Raw genomic sequence first — 21,324 nt, forward strand, 5'->3', positions numbered from 1 at the left:
TATAATACAATGACGTTATCATAAAGGACTAAAATGCATACCCTCTACCCAGCAATTAAACCTTACACACAACACGAATTGAAGGTTAGTAAACTGCATACACTTTATTTGGAAGAAACCGGAAATCCTGAAGGCATACCTGTTATTGTATTGCATCACGGCCCAGGTGGAGAAGCTGACCCGCATCTAAGACGTTTTTTTGATCCTCAAAGATATCGCATTATTCTTTTTGACCAACGAGGTTGCGGACGCTCAACTCCACATTTGGAAATTAGTGAAAATAACACGCAGCTTTTAATGGAAGATATCGATTCCATTAGAGATTTCCTGGGCTTGAGAGAATTTGTATTATTTGGGGGTGGATGGGGTTCTCTATTGGCATTATTGTATGCGCAAAAATTCCCTCAACAGGTTAAAGCATTACTACTCCACCAAATCTTTTTAGGTCGACAAAAAGATATCAATTGGTTTTATAAGCATGGGGCCAGTCTGGTTTATCCTGATTATTGGGAAGAATTTATCAACTCAGTCCCTGCAAATAAACTTGAAAATATTCCCAAGTATTATGCTGAATGTCTACAAGGTTCAAATGAGCTAGCCCGAATGGCTGCTGCGAAAAACTGGGCTCTTTGGCAAGCCAGATGCAGTAGTTTGCAGCCCCATTTATATGTTATTGATCAGTATAGCGACCCACATTTCGCATTAGCATTGGCTACACTGGAATCCTATTACATTATTAATCATTATTTTATTGAAGAAAATCAGGTTTTAGCTAATGCCCATAAAATAAGGCATATTCCTACCTATATTGTTCATGGTCGTTTTGACTTGGTAAGCCCATTATCTAGTGCATGGGAGCTTCATCAAGCTATACCCGCGTCTAATTTAAGAATAGTCAGAGATGCCGGCCATTCTGATAGAGAATCAGGAATTATTGATGCACTTATTTATGCCAGTAAGGATATCTCAAAGCAGGGTCTCGATGCATGTTAACTGTATTACAAAGAGTAAAGGAAGCCAGGGTTGATACTGAGGGTCAAACAGTTGGTAAAATAAACCAGGGCTTGTTGATACTTTGTGGTTTCGAACCTAAGGATTCCTTGGAGAATATCAACCGTATGCTAGATAAATGCATTAATTATCGTATTTTCGAAGACCCAAATGGCAAAATGAACTTGAGTTTAAAGGATGTAAACGGTGGTATGCTATTAGTACCGCAATTTACTCTAATGGCAGATACTCAAAAAGGATTGCGCCCAAGTTTTTCACATGCAGCTTCTCCTGAACTCGGGCGTGAACTTTTTAATAATTTATTAACTCTTGCTCAAAAACTACACCCCAATACGCAAAGCGGTTGTTTTGGAGCCAACATGCAAGTTTATTTATGCAATGATGGCCCTGTTACTTTTTTGTTGCAATTTTAATTTGCTTTTGCTGCATTAAATACATGTTTTTAAGTGAAATACAAAAATTCATCATTTAGATTTAGGGAAACCCATAAGAAGCATGGATATTTCAATTGCAAGCAAGTAAATTAAAAGGTCTATTGTCAACATCAAGCTTTTGTTTGCAAGAACCAAAAACTGGTGTAACATCGTTTTAAGTATCTAATAAATAGAAAAATTATGCGACTAATCTTAATGTTTGCTGGTGTGGTAGTATGCTTTATTTTAACAAGCTGCACAAGTAAAGGAACAAACCCAATAGATCCATTTGAGCCCTTTAATCGTAAAGTACATAACTTTAATATGGCATTTGATGCTACTGTATTAAGACCACCAGCAAAATTATATAAGGCAGTCGTCCCCAGAGTTGTAAGAAAAGGGGTCAATAATGCATTCAATAATCTGGATCTGTTCCCTACTATAGCCAGCGATATACTGCAAGCCGAAGGAAAATGGGTAATCAAAGACAGCTGGCGACTCTTCATTAACTCAACTATAGGAGTTGGTGGTCTGTTTGATGTAGCGGAAAAATTTGGTTTGCCGCCACATTATAATGATCTGGGTCTAACACTCGCCAAATGGGGAGATAAAAAATCTCCTTATCTTGTAATACCTTTTTTAGGCCCCAGTACTCTTCGCGACGGAGCAGGATGGCTGTTTCAGTTTGCACTCTGGAGCCCGTATGTTTATATTGATGATGCCGGTTTGGCTTATGGTTTAATTGGATTACGCTATATTGATTTACGAACACAATTATTTGACACTGAGCCTTTACTGAATGAGGCGTTAGACAAATACACATTCATCAGAGACGCTTACCTGCAACATAGGAATTACCTTATCGCAGGCACTGAGCAAGACACAGGCTTATCCTTCCTTGAAGATACAAAAGCCAATAAAACTGCAATGCAAGAATCAAGCGCATCAAATAACCAATTAGGCTCTGACTATGTTGATGAATAAAATGTTTAATTGAGATTAACCAGGTCGTGATAAGGGTTGATGCTGAACCAGATGCAAAGCACAACCCTCTTTAATCTCTGAACTTCGAAATCGAAATAATGACTGTTTTTTTATCTTGGTAAAGAAGCATGCAACTTTTCAAGACAACCCATGTATTCACCTGCGATATCCAAACCTGTTTCAGCGCTAATTTCCTGAATGCAAGTTGGACTGGTCACATTAATCTCTGTTAGATAATCACCTATCACGTCGATACCCACAAAATATAGCCCTCTTTCTCTCAGAACTGGGGCTATTTGTTCACATATCCATTTGTCTCTTTCAGTAATAGCAACCACTTCTCCTTTAGCTCCTGCAGCCAAATTTCCCCGCAGATCCCCTTTCGCAGGAATGCGGGCTAGGGCAAAGGGAACAGGTTCGCCATTGATTAACAAAATACGTTTGTCTCCACTTACCGTAATATCCGGGATATAACGTTGAGCCATAATACTTTTTGTCTGTCCTTTGGTTAATACCTCCAAAATGACTGACAAATTTTTACCTTCCTTATCAACATAAAAAACGGAATTACCTCCCATCCCTTCAAGGGGTTTAAAAATAACTTGTTGATGAATTTGCCAGAACTCTTTTAGTTGCTGATTATCTCTGGATACTAAAGTAGGAGGACAGCAATGGGGAAAATTTAATGTAAAAAATTTCTCATTCGCATCACGTAAACTTTGCGGTTTATTTGCAACTAATACCCCTTCTTGTTCAGCCAAATCCAAAGCGTAAGTTGCATAAATATACTCCATATCAAACGGTGGATCCTTACGCATCAAAATAACATCAAAATCTCTTAATGGTTTATTACCCAAATCTCTGGTTTTAAACCAGTTTAAACTCTGTATATCTTCAATGTGAATTTCATGGGCTCGTGCATAAGCTCTCCCATCACTGCAATATAATTCATTTTGAGTGAAATAGACACAAGACCACCCCAATCCCTGAGCGCTTTTAATCATGGCCACTGTAGAGTCTTTATAGGGTTTTATTTTATCCAATGGATCCATAAGCACTGCAAGCTTCATCATTCGCCTCCAATTGCGGCGATTTCTCGCGCGGCAGCCAATGCAGCCAAGCGAGCTATAACCCCATAAACATAAAAACGATTTGGGCAGTCAACTACCTCTAAATCATCACATGGCATATTACAAGCCTGCGCGAAAGCCAGGGGCTCAAAATGCATTCCTGGAGCATTGAGGTTCTCATCAATTCCTCTGCCTTTATGAACACGATAAAATCCACCAACAACAAATTGACCAATCATATAAACTACAGGTTCGGCAACAGAACCATCAGGCATGGTTTCAAAAGTATAAACTCCCTCCTGAATAATGACTCTGTCTACCTTCCTGCTCCCTTTGCTGGTAGACATTCTGGTACGTTGCTTTCTATTTAACTGTCGAATTTCATCTCCATTATGAACCATCATAACGCTCATGCCATAGGTGCCATTATCTGCCTTTACTACTGCAAACGGTTTATTTTCTATTCCGTAAGTAGTGTATTTATCATTTATTAACGATAAAATCTTATCCACTTCTTGCGCTAAAGTTTCAATCCCTTCCTGGGCCATAAAATCGACTCCCTCTATAGCGCTAAAATAGGGATTAATTAACCACGGATCAATGCCCACTAAATCAGAAAATTCAATAGCTACTTCTTCAAAAAATTGAAAGTGACTCGATTTTAATCGAGAAGCCCATCCTAACTTGGCTGTTGGCCTAATTCGCTGTTGCACACTCTGCAATATTTCCGGAACACCTGAAGACAAATCATTATTTAATAATAAAAGACAAGGACTGAAATTATCCAGTCCTACCTTGTCACCTTGTCTTTCTAATGGTTCAATTAATAAAGTTTCACCTTGTTCAAGTATTATTTCTGTAGGTTCTTTAATGTCTGGATCTAAACTGCCTATTCGAACTATAAAACCGGCTTTTACAAAAATTGTTTTTAATACATTCAAGCTCTGTAAATAATACTTATTTCGAGTATGGCTTTCTGGAAGGAGCAAAATTTTAGTGCAATCAGGAATGTACTCTATCAAGGCAGATTGAGCGGCCTGTATACACAAAGGAAGAAACTCCGGATTCAAATTGTTAAAACCGGCTGGAAATAAATTGGTATCGACAGGAGCCAATTTAAACCCGGCATGCCGCAAATCAACAGATGAAGTTAAAGGCGCAGGTGTTTCCTGCCATTTTTTTCTGAACCAGGATTCTATTTCAGCAAGCTTATTTAAAATTATTTTTTCCACATGATGCAAAGGACCAGTATGAGCAGTAGTCAAATGTGGAACGGGGATTTCATGCTTATCCATTCATACTCCCTAAACTTTAAAATGAATCGATGTTACCTAGGTTATTCATAAAATGAAAGTATTTATAATTCTTAAAAACCATTACCAATGTTTTTGTGATGACAATACCTACGGAAAAGAGAACCATTCATAATAATAGCCTTATTTCACAATTGCGTCCCATAAATAGAACCATTACTTATTCCACCATCGATTCTTTATGCTTTAGACCAGGATTATTTAGTATAAAATGAACTGAAATCATAAAATAGCAATTCAGAGTTTGCAGGGCCTAAAAAATTGTTTCATTTGGCAAAATTTAAAGTCCTCACAAGTATATCGTTATTTCCCACTTAAATATGGCATAATTACTCAAAATTATACTATTTAACATATCTTTTATGCTCCATTTAAAAACCATAAAATCAGCCCTTCTTTTAATTTTTTTAGGATTCATCTGGGGATCAGGGTATACTCTCGCCAAATTTGCAATGACTAATGGAGTTAACCCACTAGGCTATGCTTTTTGGCAATCATTAGGGCCGGCTCTATTATTAACTTTGGTTAGCCTCTTTACAAAACAAACTCTCTTGCTACACCCCGTTTACTGGCCTTATTTTTTTATATGTGGATTGATAGGTATCGCAATTCCTAATACCAACATGTATTTTATTGCCAGCCATATTCCTGCTGGCGTATTGGCAGTATTAGTTAATACCGTTCCTTTACTGGTTTACCCTTTAGCTCTTTTAGCAAACCAGGAAAAACCCGATGGGTGGCGATTTTTTGCCTTGTTACTTGGTATGTCTGGCATACTTGCAATTATAGGAATAAACTCCGCAGGACTTTACTCAAGCTGGACAATATTGGCTATGCTTAGCCCTCTTGGCTTTGCTTTTTGTTCAATTTATATAGGAGCCAAACAACCAAAAGAAATTAATGCTCTGCAAGCAGCTAATGGAATGTTACTGGCAGCCTCTCTTCTGCTTGCTCCTGTTGTCCTCAAGCAACATGCCTTTTATTCTCTCTCAGCCCCGTTTACCCTCGTGAAACAAATCGTTATCCTTGAGATAATTTTATCCAGTTTAGGATATTTGCTTTTCTTTATTCTCATTCGTATGGCAGGACCTGTTTTTTATAGTTTAACTGGTGGAGTCGTTGCAATAACAGGTTTGTTTTGGGGGTACTTGGCTTTCGATGAGAAGCCTTCATCTATACAGAGCATGGCAATAGCTTTAGTGGTTTCCGCCATTTTTCTGTTATCATGGAGACAGTCGAGACAAACTCAAGGAGTCTGATTCATGCTCAATGAATTAGCAAAACAATTTAGCACACAAATCCAAACCTTTTTCTATTTAATTATGTTAATTAATGGTCTTTTACATTTTATCTTTGCCGGAGCAGTGGCTCGAGACGCTGGTAGTCTATCCAGGCTAGGCCAAAAACCGGTTTTAGTATCCGCCCCTACCTGGGCATTTGCGACTCTAATTGGAGGAGTCATAACAGCAACCATATACTGGCTTCTTCATCATTCCACCTTAACCAGACCCACTGTGAGAGAAATTCGTTATGACAAAGCATAAAATCAAAACAATAGACGTTCATGGATTAAAACGCCAAATGGACAATCAAACCAATTTGAGTTTGATTGATGTACGTGAGCTGGATGAATGGGAAGTTATGCATATCCCAGGAGCGCTTCATATTCCTAAAGATCGGCTCTCCATTGAAATACAAACCCAAATACCCAATAAAGAGCAAACCATCTATTTACATTGCCGAAGCGGCGTCAGATCACTGTATGCAGCCCAATGCTTAATGGATTTGGGATATCACGAAGTCTATTCTGTGGATGGTGGAATTATGGCTTGGGCAATGAGTGGTTACCCGGTAAAACAGGAATCCTACACCCCTTCCTGAGTGAAGAGGTGAGAATAGAAGATAATAAGTTTCTTAAATGCGATTAGTCAGAGTTTCCTGAGTATCAGTGGCTTTTTCTTTTCCTGATGGAACACTAAAAAGACCTCCCTGAGAGCTCTTTGGTTTTTGCTGCAGTAAATGCAAATCACGAGCAGCAATAATAATCTCACGTCTTAATTTATGCACTCTATCAGATAATTCAAGAATATCATCAACAACGGAATAATGCTTGATTGCGAAAGATTGTTTATCCAAATACCCTTTTCTTGGATCAGAATTTTTATAAACATGGGAACGAAGGAATTTTTCCAAAGCACTGTACATATCAGCCAAATCTTCCCGATTAGGATTATTATCCTTATTCAAATCAAGCGATATGGTAAGAGATTTATAAAAATCACTGTTGTCGGGAGAGGTGTATTTATAAGTTGCAGCAATCTGATCACGAATGTAATAGGCCAATGCATTTAATACGCGCGCCTTATCTTCTGGTTCTTTGGATGAACTATCCAGCAGTTCGATAGTTTTTAGCAAAACAAGGACTTGTGGTTGTCTTTCTCTTGAAACTTCTTTTACTGAATCCTCTAATTTGTCCTCAATAATTTTGGCCTTCTCATTATGGGACTTGATTAAAGTAATGATACTTTCCCTGATACTTCCTTTTAATTTTTCATATGCGACCAATTCAAATGACATCTTATTTTCTCCTTATACTCCATGAACAGGACTAGTGAAATGCTTTCACCGTAGGCCAGTTTAAACCAATTCTCTCTTTACGTCATGCTTTTTCTTTTTACTATCTAATTAATTTTCAATCTATTGATTTTAATGAAAAATTTGCAATTCTCTTATTGATTCATCAAATGAATGCTCTCCTGGATAGTATTTTTAAGGATTGTGATCGTTGATTGAGCAACACGCATAGGCTAATTAAATCAGGACATTTTTTCCTCAATTAGTTAGAAGCCAATATAAATTACAACAACAGGACTTACGATAAACCCCAAGGTCGAGGCAAAAAATGTTTTTAATGAGAGAGTTTAGATAGACTAAATAACCGAATTAAAAACATTTTTTAACAAAGAGATTGGGGTTTCTCGTAAGTCCTGAACAAATTTAAATAAGCCATTTATTGTTTTTATAAAACATTTGATTTAATTTACGCATCAATTCGCAATAATATGCAATGGTCATCAAAATGAAAAAAATAAGCTGCAGTATTCTTCTTTTACTCAATTCCTTAATTGGCTATGCCGACTCTGGCCAACCTAAATTAATTTTACAAATAGTTGTTGACCAGTTACGAGGAGATTTAATTTATCGTCATCACAAACAGTTTGGACCTTCTGGTTTCAATTATTTACTTGCTCATGGACTGGATTACCATAATGCACATCATCCCCATGCCAACACAACGACCTGTGCAGGTCATAGCACTATTGCAACAGGAAGCTACCCCTCTTTACACGGCATAGTTGATAATGATTGGTATGATAGAAAAACAAAAAAACTAAAGTATTGTATGGAGGATTTACAGGCCAAAATTTTACCTACTTCACACACCCATACCGAAATTTCAGGACGCTCACCCCGTAACATAAAGCCGTCCACACTAAGCGACGAAATCATTTTAGCAAAAAAAGGCAAAGCATTTGGTGTGTCATTAAAAGACAGAGCAGCCATCACTCTAGCTGGTCATGCAGGCAAAGCGTTCTGGTTTGATAAAACGAATGGAGGATTTGTTACAAGCAATTACTATTATTCCAGTTATCCATTATGGGTAGAAAACTGGAATAAAAACTATCAGCCCAAAGCTTATGACTGGAAGCTTTCTCATCCTAAATCCTTCTATCAGAATGCAAATAATCTTCCATTTCGTCATAACTATGGTAGCTTTGGCCAAACATTTCCTCATCATGTAACCAATCCTCCATCTGAGGAATATTTCAAATCGCTTTCCAGGACCCCCAAGGCAGATGAATTAACTGCTGATTTTGCCAAACAACTGCTGGTAAATGAAAAACTGGGAAAAACAGCAGGTCAAACAGATTATCTTGCAATCAGTTTTTCTGCTGTAGATGCCATTGGCCATCAATTTGGACCTAACAGCCTGGAAGCAGAAGACAATTTGATCGCCCTTGATGACACCCTAAGCCAACTCTTTAAAACCATTGATACAGAAGTTGGTCTTAACAATACGTTAATTATACTCACCGCCGATCATGGTGTCAGCGACGGCCCTGCATTCCTTAAAACACATAAAATACCTGAGATAAAACCTATCAATATAGAAGCGACAGGAGAGCACATCAAGAATTTATTACTCAAACACTTTGCTCTCCCCGCACAAACATTAATGTCAATCAATCCTCCTTTCATCTACCTTGATCACCAAATTATCAAAGAGAAAAATCTGGATATTGCGGAAGTCAGTCTCTACATAGCAGAAGAAATCAGTCATCTTCCAGGGATATTCAAAGCCTACCCATTACCTATACGCGATATTGAAAAAGATTGGTTAAGCGAAAAGGTTGACCGCATGTCTTATACTTACCGTGCAGGTGATGTTTATATTGTACAACCTCCATATCAAAGCCACGGTGCAAAAAGTGAAGATCGAGTCGCTCATGGCAGCCCGTGGCAATATGATACTTACGTACCACTATTATTTGCACACCCTGACCTAAAACCCAAACGTATATTTCGACAAGTATTCACAACGGATATTGCCTCAACATTATCTTCCCTATTATTGATTAAACCGCCTGCTGCGGCTGTGGGCCAGCCGTTAATTGAAGTGTTAAACGCTTTTCATAAGACTGGAGAGAATGATTGAATTCCAACTGAAAAAACTTTACTATTCGTACAAAATTTTTAATGAAAACATTATGACAAAGCAAGCGATTATAATTGGGATTTCCGGCCCATCAGCATCTGGAAAAAGTTTATTAGCAAATACTATAGTGAGTGAATTGGGCTCCGAGCAGGTTGTCGTTATCTCTGAAGATGCTTACTATAAAGACAATGGACACCTACCTTTTGCAGAGAGAGAAAAAATAAATTACGATCACCCTGACTCATTTGATCACGCTCTTCTATATGAGCATCTTCGTCAGCTGAGAGTTGGAAATACAGTACAAATTCCAATTTATTCTCATTCCAAACATCTGCGTTTACCTGAAACCAGAGCAGTGGGCGAACATGCCATTATTGTACTCGAAGGAATACTACTTTTCAGTGATAAAGCTCTCCGTGAAATTATGGATATACGTATATTCATGTCTACTCCTCTTGATGTCTGTTTAACACGACGTTTAAAACGAGATGTAGTAGAAAGGCATCGATCGTTTGAATCGGTTATTCATCAATATGAGACTACAGTACGTCCTATGTACATGCAATTTATTGAACCATCAAGCCGCTACGCTGATATAATAGTGCCTAGAGGTGGTGAAAACAGAATCGCTATAGAGATGATTCAAGCTAAAATGCGGGAATTATTAGCGTCTCATACAAGAGGCAGTTGATAATTTATTGGGCTGATTTAAAGCAACCTAATAGATATTGTGGTTTTAGTCCAGGATCGAAGTAACACTCGCTTCGCCCTGCTAAATCAAAAATAATGGGAGGAGATACTATTGTGGGATTTTTAACTGGAAAAAAAGCACTCATTGTTGGCTTGGCAAGTAACCGTTCAATTGCATATGGCATTGCTAAAGCATTCCACAGTCAAGGAGCTGAGCTGGCTTTTACTTACCAAAACGAAAAATTACAGTCACGTGTTGAAACGATGGCATCGGAATTTAATTCAACTCTAGCTTTTCCTTGTGATGTAGCAAGTGATGAAGAAATAAAAACCGTATTTGATAGTTTACGTAATCACTGGAATAAATTAGATATCCTGGTTCATTCTGTAGCTTATGCTCCGGCAGATCAAATCAGTGGTGATTTTGTGGAGTGCGCAAATAGAGAGGGATTTAGAATTGCTCATGATATTAGTGCCTATAGCCTCATAGGTTTGTCTCAAGCAGCACTACCTATGATGCTTGACACTCAGGGTTCAATTTTAACCTTAAGTTATTATGGGGCAGAAAAAGCCGTACCAAACTATAATGTCATGGGGGTTGCGAAGGCAAGTTTAGAAGCTTCTGTTCGCTATCTGGCAGCCAGTTTAGGATCTAGAGGGTTAAGAATTAATGCTATATCAGCTGGACCAATTAAAACCCTAGCTGCTGCTGGAATTAAAGATTTTCGTAAAATTCATGCTGCCTACGCAAACATTACACCATTACAAAGAAATGTTACTGCCGATGAAGTAGGAAATACTGCTGCCTTTTTATGTTCTGATCTGGCATCCGGGATTACTGGTGAAGTGGTGCATGTTGATGCAGGTTATCATGCAGTCTCTGCGATGAGTGAACTGGGATAGATAAACATTCCCTACTTTTAGATTATATGAGTTTTTCAACAAATTTGATGGATTTGGTGCTGAGAAAATAACTAAGCTCAACACCAACTATTTATTACCATGAAAATTACCATCCTGAATATAAAAAGAAAAACATATTTGATATATTGTTTTTGTATTGAGTAGAACGTTTTTTTAATTCAGGTTCTCCCAATTCATTGAGCTAATTCAAATTGAGTAGCTAATCTTCATATTAAAAACAGGGTATAGTTCTCGAAAAATCCAATCATTTTTATAAACCTGACACAATAAATCAATACCGATATGTTCATTTTACGATCACAACCAAGATTTTTGTCAATGCATTAAAATAGTAGCTATCTAACACTACCAGCAAATGAATATTAAATAGATTAGTATAAATATATCATTCAAAAAGCTGTTGTTTAAATTTTTATCTATAATTAAATTTACATGTATCTGAGTCAGGAGATATAAGGAATGGGGATTGAGCACTTAGATGAAATGCAGACCTTTGAAAAATTGGTTGAGGCCATTAAAGAAGAAAACATTGCGCAACTCAGAATGCTTTTAAGACATGCACGACAATCAAAATATAATATTTTTGAGCAAGTAGACATGGATGGGAATACCATTATGCATCATGCAATAATGCAAGCCAACAGGGAGATAATGGGTTCTATAATGTCATATGAAACTGGGCGTGAGGCCAGTTTTGGAGTCCAAAACAATCAAGGAAAAACACCCTATCAATGTATGCTTGATTTACCTGAAACAAAACAGGTATTTAAGGATTTAGTCAAATCGAAATTAGGACCGAGTTGGACGCAATCTTACATTTTAAATCAATTTCAGCAATATTTGCATTATCAACTCAATAAAGATCTATCTAAGGGCTGCAATCTCCATTTGATGTCCGAGTTACCTGAATATCCTGCACAATACAAAAACAGTTATATATATATCAAAAAAAGCGATACTCAGGAGCTGTATTATGTTAAGCCTGATGGGAAGTATGAACAAGTAAAAATTAATGATTTCGATGTTTTTGAAAAAAAAATAAACGCCATTAAAAATCAGGATGAGGCTAAATTATTAGATCTCAGTAATGAGCAAATTAAAGACCTTGTCACATCAAATGGAGGTCATGCCCCTGATCCTGTTGCACCAGTTATTGAAGACTTAAAAAGCGGACATTGTAATGGTTTGGCATCCATTTGGTTACAATGCAGGCTCGATGGCAAAGAAGAACTATATTATGAAATATTTAAAGATATTATTGCTTGGGATAAAACAGAAGCTTCACTGAATGAAGAGTTAGTTAAAAAATTTGAATATGCTATTCAGCTGACTCGGTCCTATCACATGGATTATGATAGTATGAAATCTTTTCTGGGTACAGAAAAATCAGAGGTTTTGGTTCGTCAATTTATGTGGGAAAAAGTATGGGGAGAAACGAATTATCAACAGGAGAGTCGCTCCAATTCTCATATGTCTTTAGAAGGGCTAAGCTATTTTTTGCAACAATTGGCAAAACCGGAAAATGAAGGAAAAGGATTTGGCCTTAATACCATAGGCGAAGTACCAGGCCATGCTATATCGGCAATATATCAAGATGGAAAACTCTATATTTATGACTCAAATCGCCCTTCCGCGAATAAGGATGAAACTAAACCTGATATAATCAAAGAATTTGATTTGAGTCAGAGAGAAGGCATTGAGGCGGCCGCCAGAGAAATTCGTTGTTGTTTGTTTGATAACTTCAGTGGATCCAATGAACCAAAAGAGCGGTTTTCTATTAACTTTTCTGCTTATGATCACAAAGGAAAACCTCCTGGAACATATATAACGCTAGAACAAGCAGAAGCCAGACGTTTTTATCAAGAGGTCAAAGAAAACAAACCTGTCAACCCCATGCATTTTGCAAAAAAATTACTAGATATCCATACTCACTTATCACCAGAAGAACTCCATTTTATGTATAAAAATATTGAGTTTGATACAAATAAAATCAACGAAATTGTTTATGATGAGTGGAGTAGTTCTTCACCTCTTTTAGAAGTGATCATGAGTGGCCACTATCCCCAAGCTGTTCAAGCCTTAGTACAATCCGGTGCTAACCCAAACCTCGAAGTTGATGGGATATCTCCTATCTCTGAGGCTAAAAGACAAGGCAAGAATGACATTGTTGACTTGCTTGAAGCAAAACCCGACAAACCAGCCCTGCCCAATAAAGCAAAGGTCAGAATCAATATCATAAAAATTCCTGCAAATGAAAGAGAAGCAAATATTTTAGCTGTCTATAGAGTATTAAGTGACGATAATTTAATGAAAAACAAAGACGGATCAGTACCAAACATTATCAAAGAAATGCGGGAAATTGTAGGAAAACTGGATCCTGAAAATGAAGAAGAGATAGCCGGCGCCATTCTCGAAATTAAAACCAAAATAGCTCATGGTAGTGAAGATAATATTAGCGACAATGCGCGTAATGTCCTCAATGGGTTTGCTAAAAGCAGCTGCTGTGATTTTCAAAAAATTCGTGCCGCTTTATCTGAGAACCTTGCAATGGACGAAATCATGAATAATGTTAAGGAGCCTTCTGCCTTAATGAGAACTTAAGCCTTGATGATTTTTATCAAGATTGTTTATTTTGGCAATGTAATATTAGGAATGTTTTTCTGCTAATAACGCCTGATCAAGCTAGTGAATATAAATTTGTACATCCAATAAGAGATCGTATTGTATTGTTCTAACAATGAAAGTCCAATCAGACATAAGCGATCAGATAAAGACTTGCCTCTATACATGACATACGTCGATAAAGTATTTCATGGCATTTCAATCATGTCTAAAACAATAAATATAACTGTAAATAGAGCAAGCACTGTAATCTAAAAGCTTCCTTATTTTCTTAAAAAGTAACCGCTCGCTACTCTCTATTTCCTTACTATTTTCGCACGATGAAGCAAATTATTAACATACAAGTCATAATCCATCATTCCATAACTGGCTTCAATTTGCTGGATTAAACTGTCTCTTTGTTCTTGATCCAAAGAACTTAATTTTCCATCATTAATTCGTTTTAATTTGACAACGACATAGTCACCATTGTCTAAAATCACTCCATCACGGCTTTCTGGGCGTAATAAATTAAATGCCAAATCATTGATTAAGGAATTAGCTTTGTCGCTGTCTCTGGAAGCCTTTTCAACAGAATGCCACTCGAATTGATTACTGGTGATTAATTCCTGCTGTTGCTTATCTTCAACCGGATGAAGCAAACTGCTACCAATTTCTTTTGCTTTGGCATCCCCATATTGTTTTGCTAGTATTTTTCTAATCCGATCTTGGACTTCGCCCAAGGTTTGTTCTCTAGAAGGTATATGTTTCTTCACTCGTAAAACGACTACAGAATCATTATCAAGCTGTATAGGCTCGCTGTTATTTCCTAGTTCCAGAACATCAGTGCTAAACGCAGCATGGATAACCTGTTTATTTTTGGTAATCGATTGCTTGCCGCCATCGCGAGAAAAAGGCTCGGTATGTTGAATTTTCAGCTTTAAAGTATCCAAAACGGGATCAAGTGAATCAGGTGTTTGATAACTTAAATCTGTTAATTGCTCCAAAGCTTGAGCATACTTGGCTTGAGCCATATCATTTAATAATTGATCCTTAATAATAGGTTCAACCTCTTGCAAAGATTTAGTTGTAACTGGCTTATAAGCAACCAGCTTAAAAATTTCATAACCATATTTTGTTTGCACTGGTGTAGAAATTTGTCCTGGTTTAGTTAAATTGGAGAGTACTCTGTCGTATTCATTTTGCCCTCCTGTAATCCAGGGAAGAATGCCCTTATTGGCTATAGATAACTTGTCATCAGATTTAGAAACAACATATTTATCAAATTGCTCTGGATGTTTTTTTAAATCACTATACACCTCATCAGCCTTTTGCTTAATTGAGTCTTGCTCTTCCTTGGTAGCATTTTCCGGAACTGCAAATAAAATATGAGCAACCTGCCATTGAGCAGGAGTTAAGTAATTACTTTTGTTTTCTTCGTAATAATTTTTAATTTCTTCAGGTGAAATCTTAATTTGTGATTTGATATCATGCATAGACAAAAGCACATAATCCAGTATAACTTGCTCAGAAGTCATGAATTTTTTATGGTGCTGATCATAATATCTTTTAATATCATCATCTGAAATCTTTGCCTGTTGTTCAAAACGGTCGGATGGTACTGTCAAATAATCATAGTCTCTGGTCTGCATGTATAATCTAACAAATCGTTTTATTTCATCCGATAAAGCAAATGATGTTCCCATAAATGCAAAACGTTGCTGATTAAGCAACATACCCTGTCTTACTTCATTTTGAAAAGTTTCAGGAGTAAATAAAGCTCCACTCAAAGCTTGTTGATAGCGTTGTGCCGAAAAATGTCCATCCTCCTGGAATTGAGGAATTTGCACTATTGCTGCATTAGCTTGTTCTGGACTAACCTCAAACCCATATTTCCGTGCTGCCTGAATGCTCACCTCATTCGTTATCATTTGATTCAGTACTTGATTTTGCAGATTTTTTTCATCTGCAGCAGTCATTTGGGGTAAATCTTGCTGAGCTCGAGTGCGTCTGTAGTTCGTTTCAAACGCTTGCATGGTAATTGGTTTATCATTAACTATTACCTTTGCATCGGATATTTGTCGAGATTGAAAATAATAATCAACACCAAAAAGTGTAAAGGTAATAGCAATTAATATAATAACTAACCACGCTACTACACCCTGAATGTGTTCATTTAACTTCTGCAACATGTCCCGAGATCCATTTTGATATTAACAATGCTTGATGAAAAACGATTCTACCATAAGCTGATAAAAAAAACGCGCCTTTCAGCGCGTTTATCTGGCGGAGTGGACGGGGCTCGAACCCGCGACCCCCGGCGTGACAGGCCGGTATTCTGACCAACTGAACTACCACTCCATTTCTTGGTGGGTGCTGTAGGGATCGAACCTACGACCCTCGCCTTGTAAGGGCGATGCTCTCCCAGCTGAGCTAAGCACCCTGAAAACTTAAGCTTGTTGTACCGCTTCTTTCAGGTTTTTACCTGCTTTAAACTTGGCAACCCTTGACGCTTTAATTTGGATTGTTTTTCCAGTCTGTGGGTTTCTGCCAGTACGTGCTGAACGATTACCTGTTGAAAAAGAACCAAAACCAGGTATTACAACTTGATCGCCTTTCTTTAAGACATCAGTTACTGTAGCCATAAAAGTTTCAAGAACTCTGCTTGCGTCAGCTTTGGTCAAACCTGAACCGCTTGCTATAGCATCAACTAATTCACTCTTATTCATCTTTTCCCCTTTACAGTTAATCATCCATATTCCGGAGCTGATTTAAACAGATTCAACTGCTCCAGTCAAGTTCGTACATCCTTGCAGAGCCCGCCACCAGCGGGCCACGTAGAGAAATATACTCTGTATTAATGAGCGTGTAAATCATTATTTTTAATTTTTTTTGATCTTTTATTCAATATAGTACCAGGTTGTATATTTGTTGGCTCCTCTACCCATGGATTGCGTTGCAAAGCCAGCTCCAAAACCTGTTCAATGGTGTTAACAGGATGAATTGTCAGCTTGCGTAACACATTATCAGGGATTTCCTCAAGGTCCTTTACATTCTCCTCAGGGATAAGGACATGTTTGATTCCACCACGATGTGCAGCCAGCAATTTCTCTTTTAATCCTCCAATCGGCAAAACTTGCCCACGCAGAGTAATTTCACCTGTCATAGCTACATCTGCCTTAACCGGTATTTGAGTTACTATGGAAACCAGAACTGTGCACATTCCTATACCAGCACTTGGACCATCTTTGGGTGTTGCCCCTTCCGGGACATGAACATGAAAATCATGTTTCTCATAAAAATCATCTGGCAAACCAAAAGCTTTAGCACGGCTTCTGACTACTGTCATAGCAGCATGTATGGACTCTTGCATTACCTCACCTAGTTGACCAGTATGAGTCACTTTACCCTTACCTGGCATTATGGATGCCTCTATAGTCAGAAGTTCTCCTCCAACACTTGTCCAGGCTAAACCAGTGACTTGACCAATCTGATCGTATTGTTCAGCCAATCCATAACGATACTTTTTAACGCCTAAATACTTAGTAATATTACTAACGGATATATTGATTGTTTTTCCTTTTTTGCCCTTTTTGCTTGAGAGTATTTCCTTAACAACTTTTCTGCATATACTCGCTATATCCCTTTCGAGATTACGTACACCGGCTTCTCGTGTATAATAACGAATGATATCTCTGATAGCTCCCTCGCTAATATGGATTTCTTCACTGGTTAAACCATTTAACAGCATTTGCTTGGGAACCAAATATTTTTCAGCAATACTGACTTTTTCGTCTTCAGTGTATCCGGGTAAACGAATCACTTCCATTCTGTCTAATAACGGGGCTGGAATTTCAAGCGAATTTGCTGTCGCAATAAACATAACATCACTTAGGTCATAATCAACTTCCAGGTAATGATCACTAAATGTATGGTTCTGTTCAGGATCTAATACTTCCAGTAATGCTGATGCTGGATCACCGCGAAAATCCATTGCCATCTTATCTACTTCATCCAGCATAATAAGCGGATTTTTAACTCCTGCCTTGCATAATTTTTGGATAATTTTACCTGGCATGGAGCCTATATAAGTTCTTCGATGACCACGAATCTCTGCTTCATCTCTTACCCCACCTAAAGCAATGCGTATGAAAGTTCTTCCGGTAGCATTTGCAATAGATTGTCCAAGAGAAGTTTTACCTACCCCAGGAGGACCTACTAAACACAAGATCGGTCCTTTCAATCTTTTTACACGTTGTTGTACTGCCAGATATTCGATGATACGTTCTTTAACCTGTTCCAGACCATGATGTTCCTTATCGAGTAATTTTTCTGCTTTCAATAAATCAAACTGAATTTTGGTTCGCTTCTTCCATGGAACCATTAGCATCCAATCAAGATAGTTACGAATAACAGTTGCTTCAGCAGACATTGGGGACATCATTTTTAACTTATGTAACTCTGCTAGGGCTTTCTCTTTGGCTTCTTTCGGCATTCCGGCCTTTTTGATTGAATTTTCTAATTGTTCAATCTCATTACCTTCCTCACCCATCTCCCCTAATTCTTTCTGAATAGCCTTGATTTGTTCGTTTAGATAGTATTCTCTCTGGCTTTTTTCCATTTGTCGTTTGACTCGACCTCTTACACGTTTTTCCACATGTAACAAATCAATTTCATTTTCAATCGCTGCCATTAATTTCTCAAGCCGAGTTCCTACATCCATAGTTTCAAGCAACTCTTGCTTATCATCTACTTTAAGTGTTAAATGCGCGGCAATAGTATCAGCCAAGCGACCTGGCTCTTCTATGCCTGCTAATGGTGATAAGACCTCCGGGGGAATTTTCTTATTAAGCTTTATATATTGTTCAAATTGCGACATCAAAGATCTCATTAGAATTGCAATTTCTTGTTCTTGTATTGTTGAGCCCACTTCCTCAATGTATTCAAGTGTGGCTTCAAGGTAACCTTTATCCTGAATATACTCCTTGACTCGTGCACGCTGTTCACCTTCAACAAGAACTTTCACAGTTCCGTCAGGTAACTTTAACAATTGCAAAACACTGGATACAGTTCCCACTTGATAGATATCTTCTGGGCCAGGATCATCATGAGCCGACTTACGCTGGGCGACTAAAAAAATTTGTTTATTATCAAGCATCGCTGCTTCAAGAGCTTTAATTGACTTTCCACGCCCCACAAAGAGAGGTATAACCATATGCGGGTAGACGACTACGTCCCTCAATGGTAATACAGGCAAAGCAGAAGATTTCACAGTCTCATTTGATATTATTTCATTTTCATTAGACATAATGACCCTTATTCAAAGGAAAATTTCTTGGTTATAGTTTCTTATACTATTCTTACGAGTATACAGATATTGGTGCTGGTGAACAATTCGTAATGTGAGAGTTAGTCGATTGCTATTAAGATGACTAAAGTTAGTTATTTTAAGCTACAAAAACAGCTTTAAATCTATTTGTGAATGAAACGTAAAATGATTTCTGCAATATTTAAATTATTACAGAAATCAACATATTACCTAATCTTTACTACCAGACACACTTTTTTTCTCATCCTGTTCATAAATGAGAATCGGTTTAGATAGTCCATTCACTACACTCTCATCAATAACGACCTTATTCACTCCTTCCAAGGAAGGTAAGTCATACATGGTGTCTAAAAGAATATTTTCAAGTATTGATCGCAAACCTCTTGCGCCCATTTTTCTTTCGAGCGCTTTTTTGGCGATAGCAATCAAAGCTTCCTCTCTAAACTCAAGTTCCGAACCTTCCATTTTGAAAAGTGATTGAAATTGCTTTGTTAAAGCATTCTTCGGCCTTGTTAATATATCTATCAATGCCGTTTCATCAAGTTCCTGTAAAGTGGTGACAACAGGCAATCGACCTACAAACTCAGGAATTAATCCATATTTAATTAAATCATCTGACTCCAATTGACCTAAAACTTTTGAAACTTCATCACTACTGTTTTTCTTGCTTTTTAATTGAGCAGAAAAACCTATACTTGATTTATCGCTGCGTTCACGAATTACTTTGTCCAAACCCGCAAAAGCGCCGCCACAGATAAATAAAATATTCGATGTATCTACCTGCAAAAATTCTTGCTGTGGATGCTTTCGCCCACCTTGCGGTGGAACAGATGCAATAGTACCTTCGATTAATTTCAGTAAAGCTTGTTGAACGCCTTCTCCTGAAACATCTCTGGTAATAGATGGGTTATCTGATTTGCGTGAAATCTTATCGATTTCATCGATATAGACAATACCTTGCTGTGCCTTATCTACATCATAGTCACACTTCTGTAATAACTTCTGAATGATATTTTCAACGTCTTCACCAACATATCCAGCTTCAGTAAGGGTAGTGGCATCAGCCATGGCAAAAGGAACATTAAGTATTCGCGCTAAAGTTTGAGCTAAAAGAGTCTTACCACTGCCAGTAGGTCCTATAAGTAGAATATTACTTTTACCAAGTTCAACGCCATCCTCACTTTTGTGCTGTAATCTCTTATAGTGATTATATACTGCAACCGATAAAACCTTTTTGGCATGCTGTTGACCTATTACATATTCATCTAGAAAATTAGATATTTCTTTTGGCGTCGGTAGACGTGTCTCTGCTTCTTCGTGAGTTTCATGTGTTTCTTCTCGAATAATATCATTACAAAGCTCTACACATTCATCACATACAAATACAGAAGGTCCAGCAATTAATTTTTTTACCTCATGTTGACTCTTACCACAAAAAGAGCAATATAAGACCTTATCTCCATTTCCGTTACCGGATTTACTCATAACCAAACCCCTTCTTACAGCTATTACTATTTAATAGTAATTACATGTAAAATTTTAGACAATCAGATAATATTGCGCCACCACATTACTATCAAACCAACTTACATTATACTCAGATAAACCAGGAGTATCTAGCCAAGCTATAAGTCTGTAGAATGTCCCGCAACTTGTCTGTCATAGAGAACTTTATCAATTAAACCGTACTCCATAGCCTGAGTGGCGCTCATAAAGTTATCTCTTTCTGTATCACGCATGATTTGATCAGGTGTTTTTTTAGTGTGTTTAGCCATAATATTATTCAAACGCTCTCTCACTGCCAATGTTTCTCGAGCATGAATTTCTATATCTGTTGCTTGACCTCTATAACCACCTAGAGGCTGATGTATCATAACTCTTGAGTTAGGCAAGCAGAATCGTTTGCCTTCAGCACCAGCACAGAGGAGCAAGGCAGCAGCGCTTGCTGCCTGACCTATGCATAAAGTACTTACGTCTGGCTTAATAAATTGCATGGTGTCGTAAATAGCAAGGCCTGCAGTAACGACTCCACCAGGGGAATTAATATATAAAGATATATCTTTCTCTGGATTTTCAGATTCCAGAAACAACAACTGAGCCACAACCAGGTTAGCCATATGATCTTCTACTTCACCCAAGAGAAAAATAATTCTTTCTTTTAATAATCTTGAATAAATATCATAGGAACGCTCACCTCTTGAGGTTTGCTCAATTACCATTGGTATTAATCCGCTTGCATTACGGATAATATTATCTGAATAGCCTGGCATGC

Annotated in this window: 18 protein-coding genes and 2 tRNA genes; 10 read left to right on the top strand and 10 right to left on the bottom strand. The window is 37.6% G+C overall.

The genetic code is table 11. The features are described 5' to 3' along the window. The first annotated feature begins 33 nt into the window (after positions 1–33). The 3 genes from pip to OQJ02_RS08715 all read left to right on the top strand — a co-directional run bounded on the left by pip (position 34) and on the right by OQJ02_RS08715 (position 2,408). Complete coding sequence (gene pip / locus OQJ02_RS08705; protein ID WP_265718804.1) at positions 34–993, top strand: prolyl aminopeptidase; 960 nt, start codon at positions 34–36, stop codon at positions 991–993. Beyond that, a complete protein-coding gene (dtd, locus tag OQJ02_RS08710) occupies positions 987–1,424 on the top strand; it encodes a D-aminoacyl-tRNA deacylase (RefSeq protein ID WP_265718805.1) in 438 nt (145 codons plus the stop codon). Before pip ends, dtd begins: the two co-directional genes overlap by 7 nt. Before the next feature lie 201 nt (positions 1,425–1,625). Then, the gene (locus tag OQJ02_RS08715; RefSeq protein WP_265718806.1) at positions 1,626–2,408 is read left to right on the top strand and encodes a VacJ family lipoprotein; all 783 of its coding nucleotides are present in this window, start codon (positions 1,626–1,628) and stop codon (positions 2,406–2,408) included. A gap of 110 nt (positions 2,409–2,518) precedes the next feature. On the opposite strand, the gene gshB is transcribed toward OQJ02_RS08715, so the two are convergent. Continuing rightward, on the bottom strand, positions 2,519–3,478 hold the full coding sequence (gshB, locus tag OQJ02_RS08720) for a glutathione synthase (RefSeq protein ID WP_265719816.1): 960 nt from the start codon (positions 3,476–3,478) through the stop codon (positions 2,519–2,521). Next, positions 3,478–4,773, bottom strand: coding sequence for a glutamate--cysteine ligase (gshA, locus tag OQJ02_RS08725; RefSeq protein ID WP_265718807.1), 1,296 nt, complete (start codon positions 4,771–4,773; stop codon positions 3,478–3,480). The genes gshB and gshA overlap by 1 nt, the downstream gene beginning before the upstream one ends. 380 nt (positions 4,774–5,153) lie before the next feature. Between gshA and OQJ02_RS08730 the strand changes: the two genes are divergently transcribed. Genes OQJ02_RS08730 through OQJ02_RS08740 form a run of 3 tightly spaced genes read left to right on the top strand, consistent with a single transcriptional unit; the run spans position 5,154 to position 6,672 of the window. Next, positions 5,154–6,050: a DMT family transporter gene (locus OQJ02_RS08730; protein WP_265718808.1), complete on the top strand. Its 897-nt coding sequence runs from the start codon at positions 5,154–5,156 to the stop codon at positions 6,048–6,050. Between the two features lie 3 nt (positions 6,051–6,053). Next, a complete protein-coding gene (locus OQJ02_RS08735) occupies positions 6,054–6,335 on the top strand; it encodes a hypothetical protein (protein ID WP_265718809.1) in 282 nt (93 codons plus the stop codon). After that, positions 6,322–6,672 carry a rhodanese-like domain-containing protein gene (locus tag OQJ02_RS08740; protein WP_265718810.1) on the top strand — a complete coding sequence of 117 codons (351 nt, stop codon included), beginning with the start codon at positions 6,322–6,324 and terminating at the stop codon, positions 6,670–6,672. Before OQJ02_RS08735 ends, OQJ02_RS08740 begins: the two co-directional genes overlap by 14 nt. Positions 6,673–6,705: 33 nt before the next feature. Here the strand turns inward: OQJ02_RS08740 and lem14 are convergent, their stop codons facing one another. Then, positions 6,706–7,368, bottom strand: a complete 663-nt coding sequence (lem14, locus tag OQJ02_RS08745) for a Dot/Icm T4SS effector Lem14 (RefSeq protein ID WP_265718811.1) — start codon at positions 7,366–7,368, stop codon at positions 6,706–6,708. A gap of 502 nt (positions 7,369–7,870) precedes the next feature. Here lem14 and OQJ02_RS08750 point away from each other — a divergent pair. The 4 genes from OQJ02_RS08750 (at position 7,871) to OQJ02_RS08765 (ending at position 13,723) form a co-directional block, all read left to right on the top strand. Further along, complete coding sequence (locus OQJ02_RS08750) at positions 7,871–9,508, top strand: alkaline phosphatase family protein (protein ID WP_265718812.1); 1,638 nt, start codon at positions 7,871–7,873, stop codon at positions 9,506–9,508. A gap of 52 nt (positions 9,509–9,560) precedes the next feature. Next, entirely contained in the window at positions 9,561–10,199 is a 639-nt protein-coding gene (gene udk / locus OQJ02_RS08755) for a uridine kinase (RefSeq protein WP_265718813.1), read from the top strand. Between the two features lie 95 nt (positions 10,200–10,294). Further along, positions 10,295–11,101, top strand: coding sequence for an enoyl-ACP reductase (locus tag OQJ02_RS08760; protein ID WP_322783382.1), 807 nt, complete (start codon positions 10,295–10,297; stop codon positions 11,099–11,101). A gap of 480 nt (positions 11,102–11,581) precedes the next feature. Continuing rightward, the gene (locus OQJ02_RS08765) at positions 11,582–13,723 is read left to right on the top strand and encodes a hypothetical protein (protein WP_265718815.1); all 2,142 of its coding nucleotides are present in this window, start codon (positions 11,582–11,584) and stop codon (positions 13,721–13,723) included. 317 nt (positions 13,724–14,040) lie between these two features. Here OQJ02_RS08765 and OQJ02_RS08770 read toward each other — a convergent pair whose 3' ends face one another. The 7 genes from OQJ02_RS08770 to clpP form a co-directional block, all read right to left on the bottom strand. Continuing rightward, positions 14,041–15,915 (bottom strand): SurA N-terminal domain-containing protein, encoded by a 1,875-nt coding sequence (locus OQJ02_RS08770; RefSeq protein ID WP_265718816.1) that lies wholly within the window; start codon positions 15,913–15,915, stop codon positions 14,041–14,043. Between the two features lie 92 nt (positions 15,916–16,007). Next, positions 16,008–16,084: transfer RNA gene (locus tag OQJ02_RS08775), tRNA-Asp, on the bottom strand. A 6-nt stretch (positions 16,085–16,090) separates the two neighbouring features. Next, a tRNA-Val gene (locus tag OQJ02_RS08780) sits at positions 16,091–16,166 on the bottom strand. A gap of 7 nt (positions 16,167–16,173) precedes the next feature. After that, positions 16,174–16,452 carry an HU family DNA-binding protein gene (locus OQJ02_RS08785; RefSeq protein ID WP_011214112.1) on the bottom strand — a complete coding sequence of 93 codons (279 nt, stop codon included), beginning with the start codon at positions 16,450–16,452 and terminating at the stop codon, positions 16,174–16,176. A 128-nt stretch (positions 16,453–16,580) separates the two neighbouring features. Then, on the bottom strand, positions 16,581–19,031 hold the full coding sequence (gene lon / locus OQJ02_RS08790) for an endopeptidase La (RefSeq protein WP_265718817.1): 2,451 nt from the start codon (positions 19,029–19,031) through the stop codon (positions 16,581–16,583). A gap of 231 nt (positions 19,032–19,262) precedes the next feature. Continuing rightward, the gene (clpX, locus tag OQJ02_RS08795) at positions 19,263–20,537 is read right to left on the bottom strand and encodes an ATP-dependent Clp protease ATP-binding subunit ClpX (RefSeq protein ID WP_265718818.1); all 1,275 of its coding nucleotides are present in this window, start codon (positions 20,535–20,537) and stop codon (positions 19,263–19,265) included. Positions 20,538–20,677: 140 nt separating this feature from the next. Then, a complete protein-coding gene (clpP, locus tag OQJ02_RS08800) occupies positions 20,678–21,322 on the bottom strand; it encodes an ATP-dependent Clp endopeptidase proteolytic subunit ClpP (RefSeq protein WP_010947585.1) in 645 nt (214 codons plus the stop codon). Positions 21,323–21,324 lie beyond the last annotated feature (2 nt).

This window comes from Legionella sp. PATHC032 (genome assembly GCF_026191185.1).
Classification (GTDB): domain Bacteria; phylum Pseudomonadota; class Gammaproteobacteria; order Legionellales; family Legionellaceae; genus Legionella.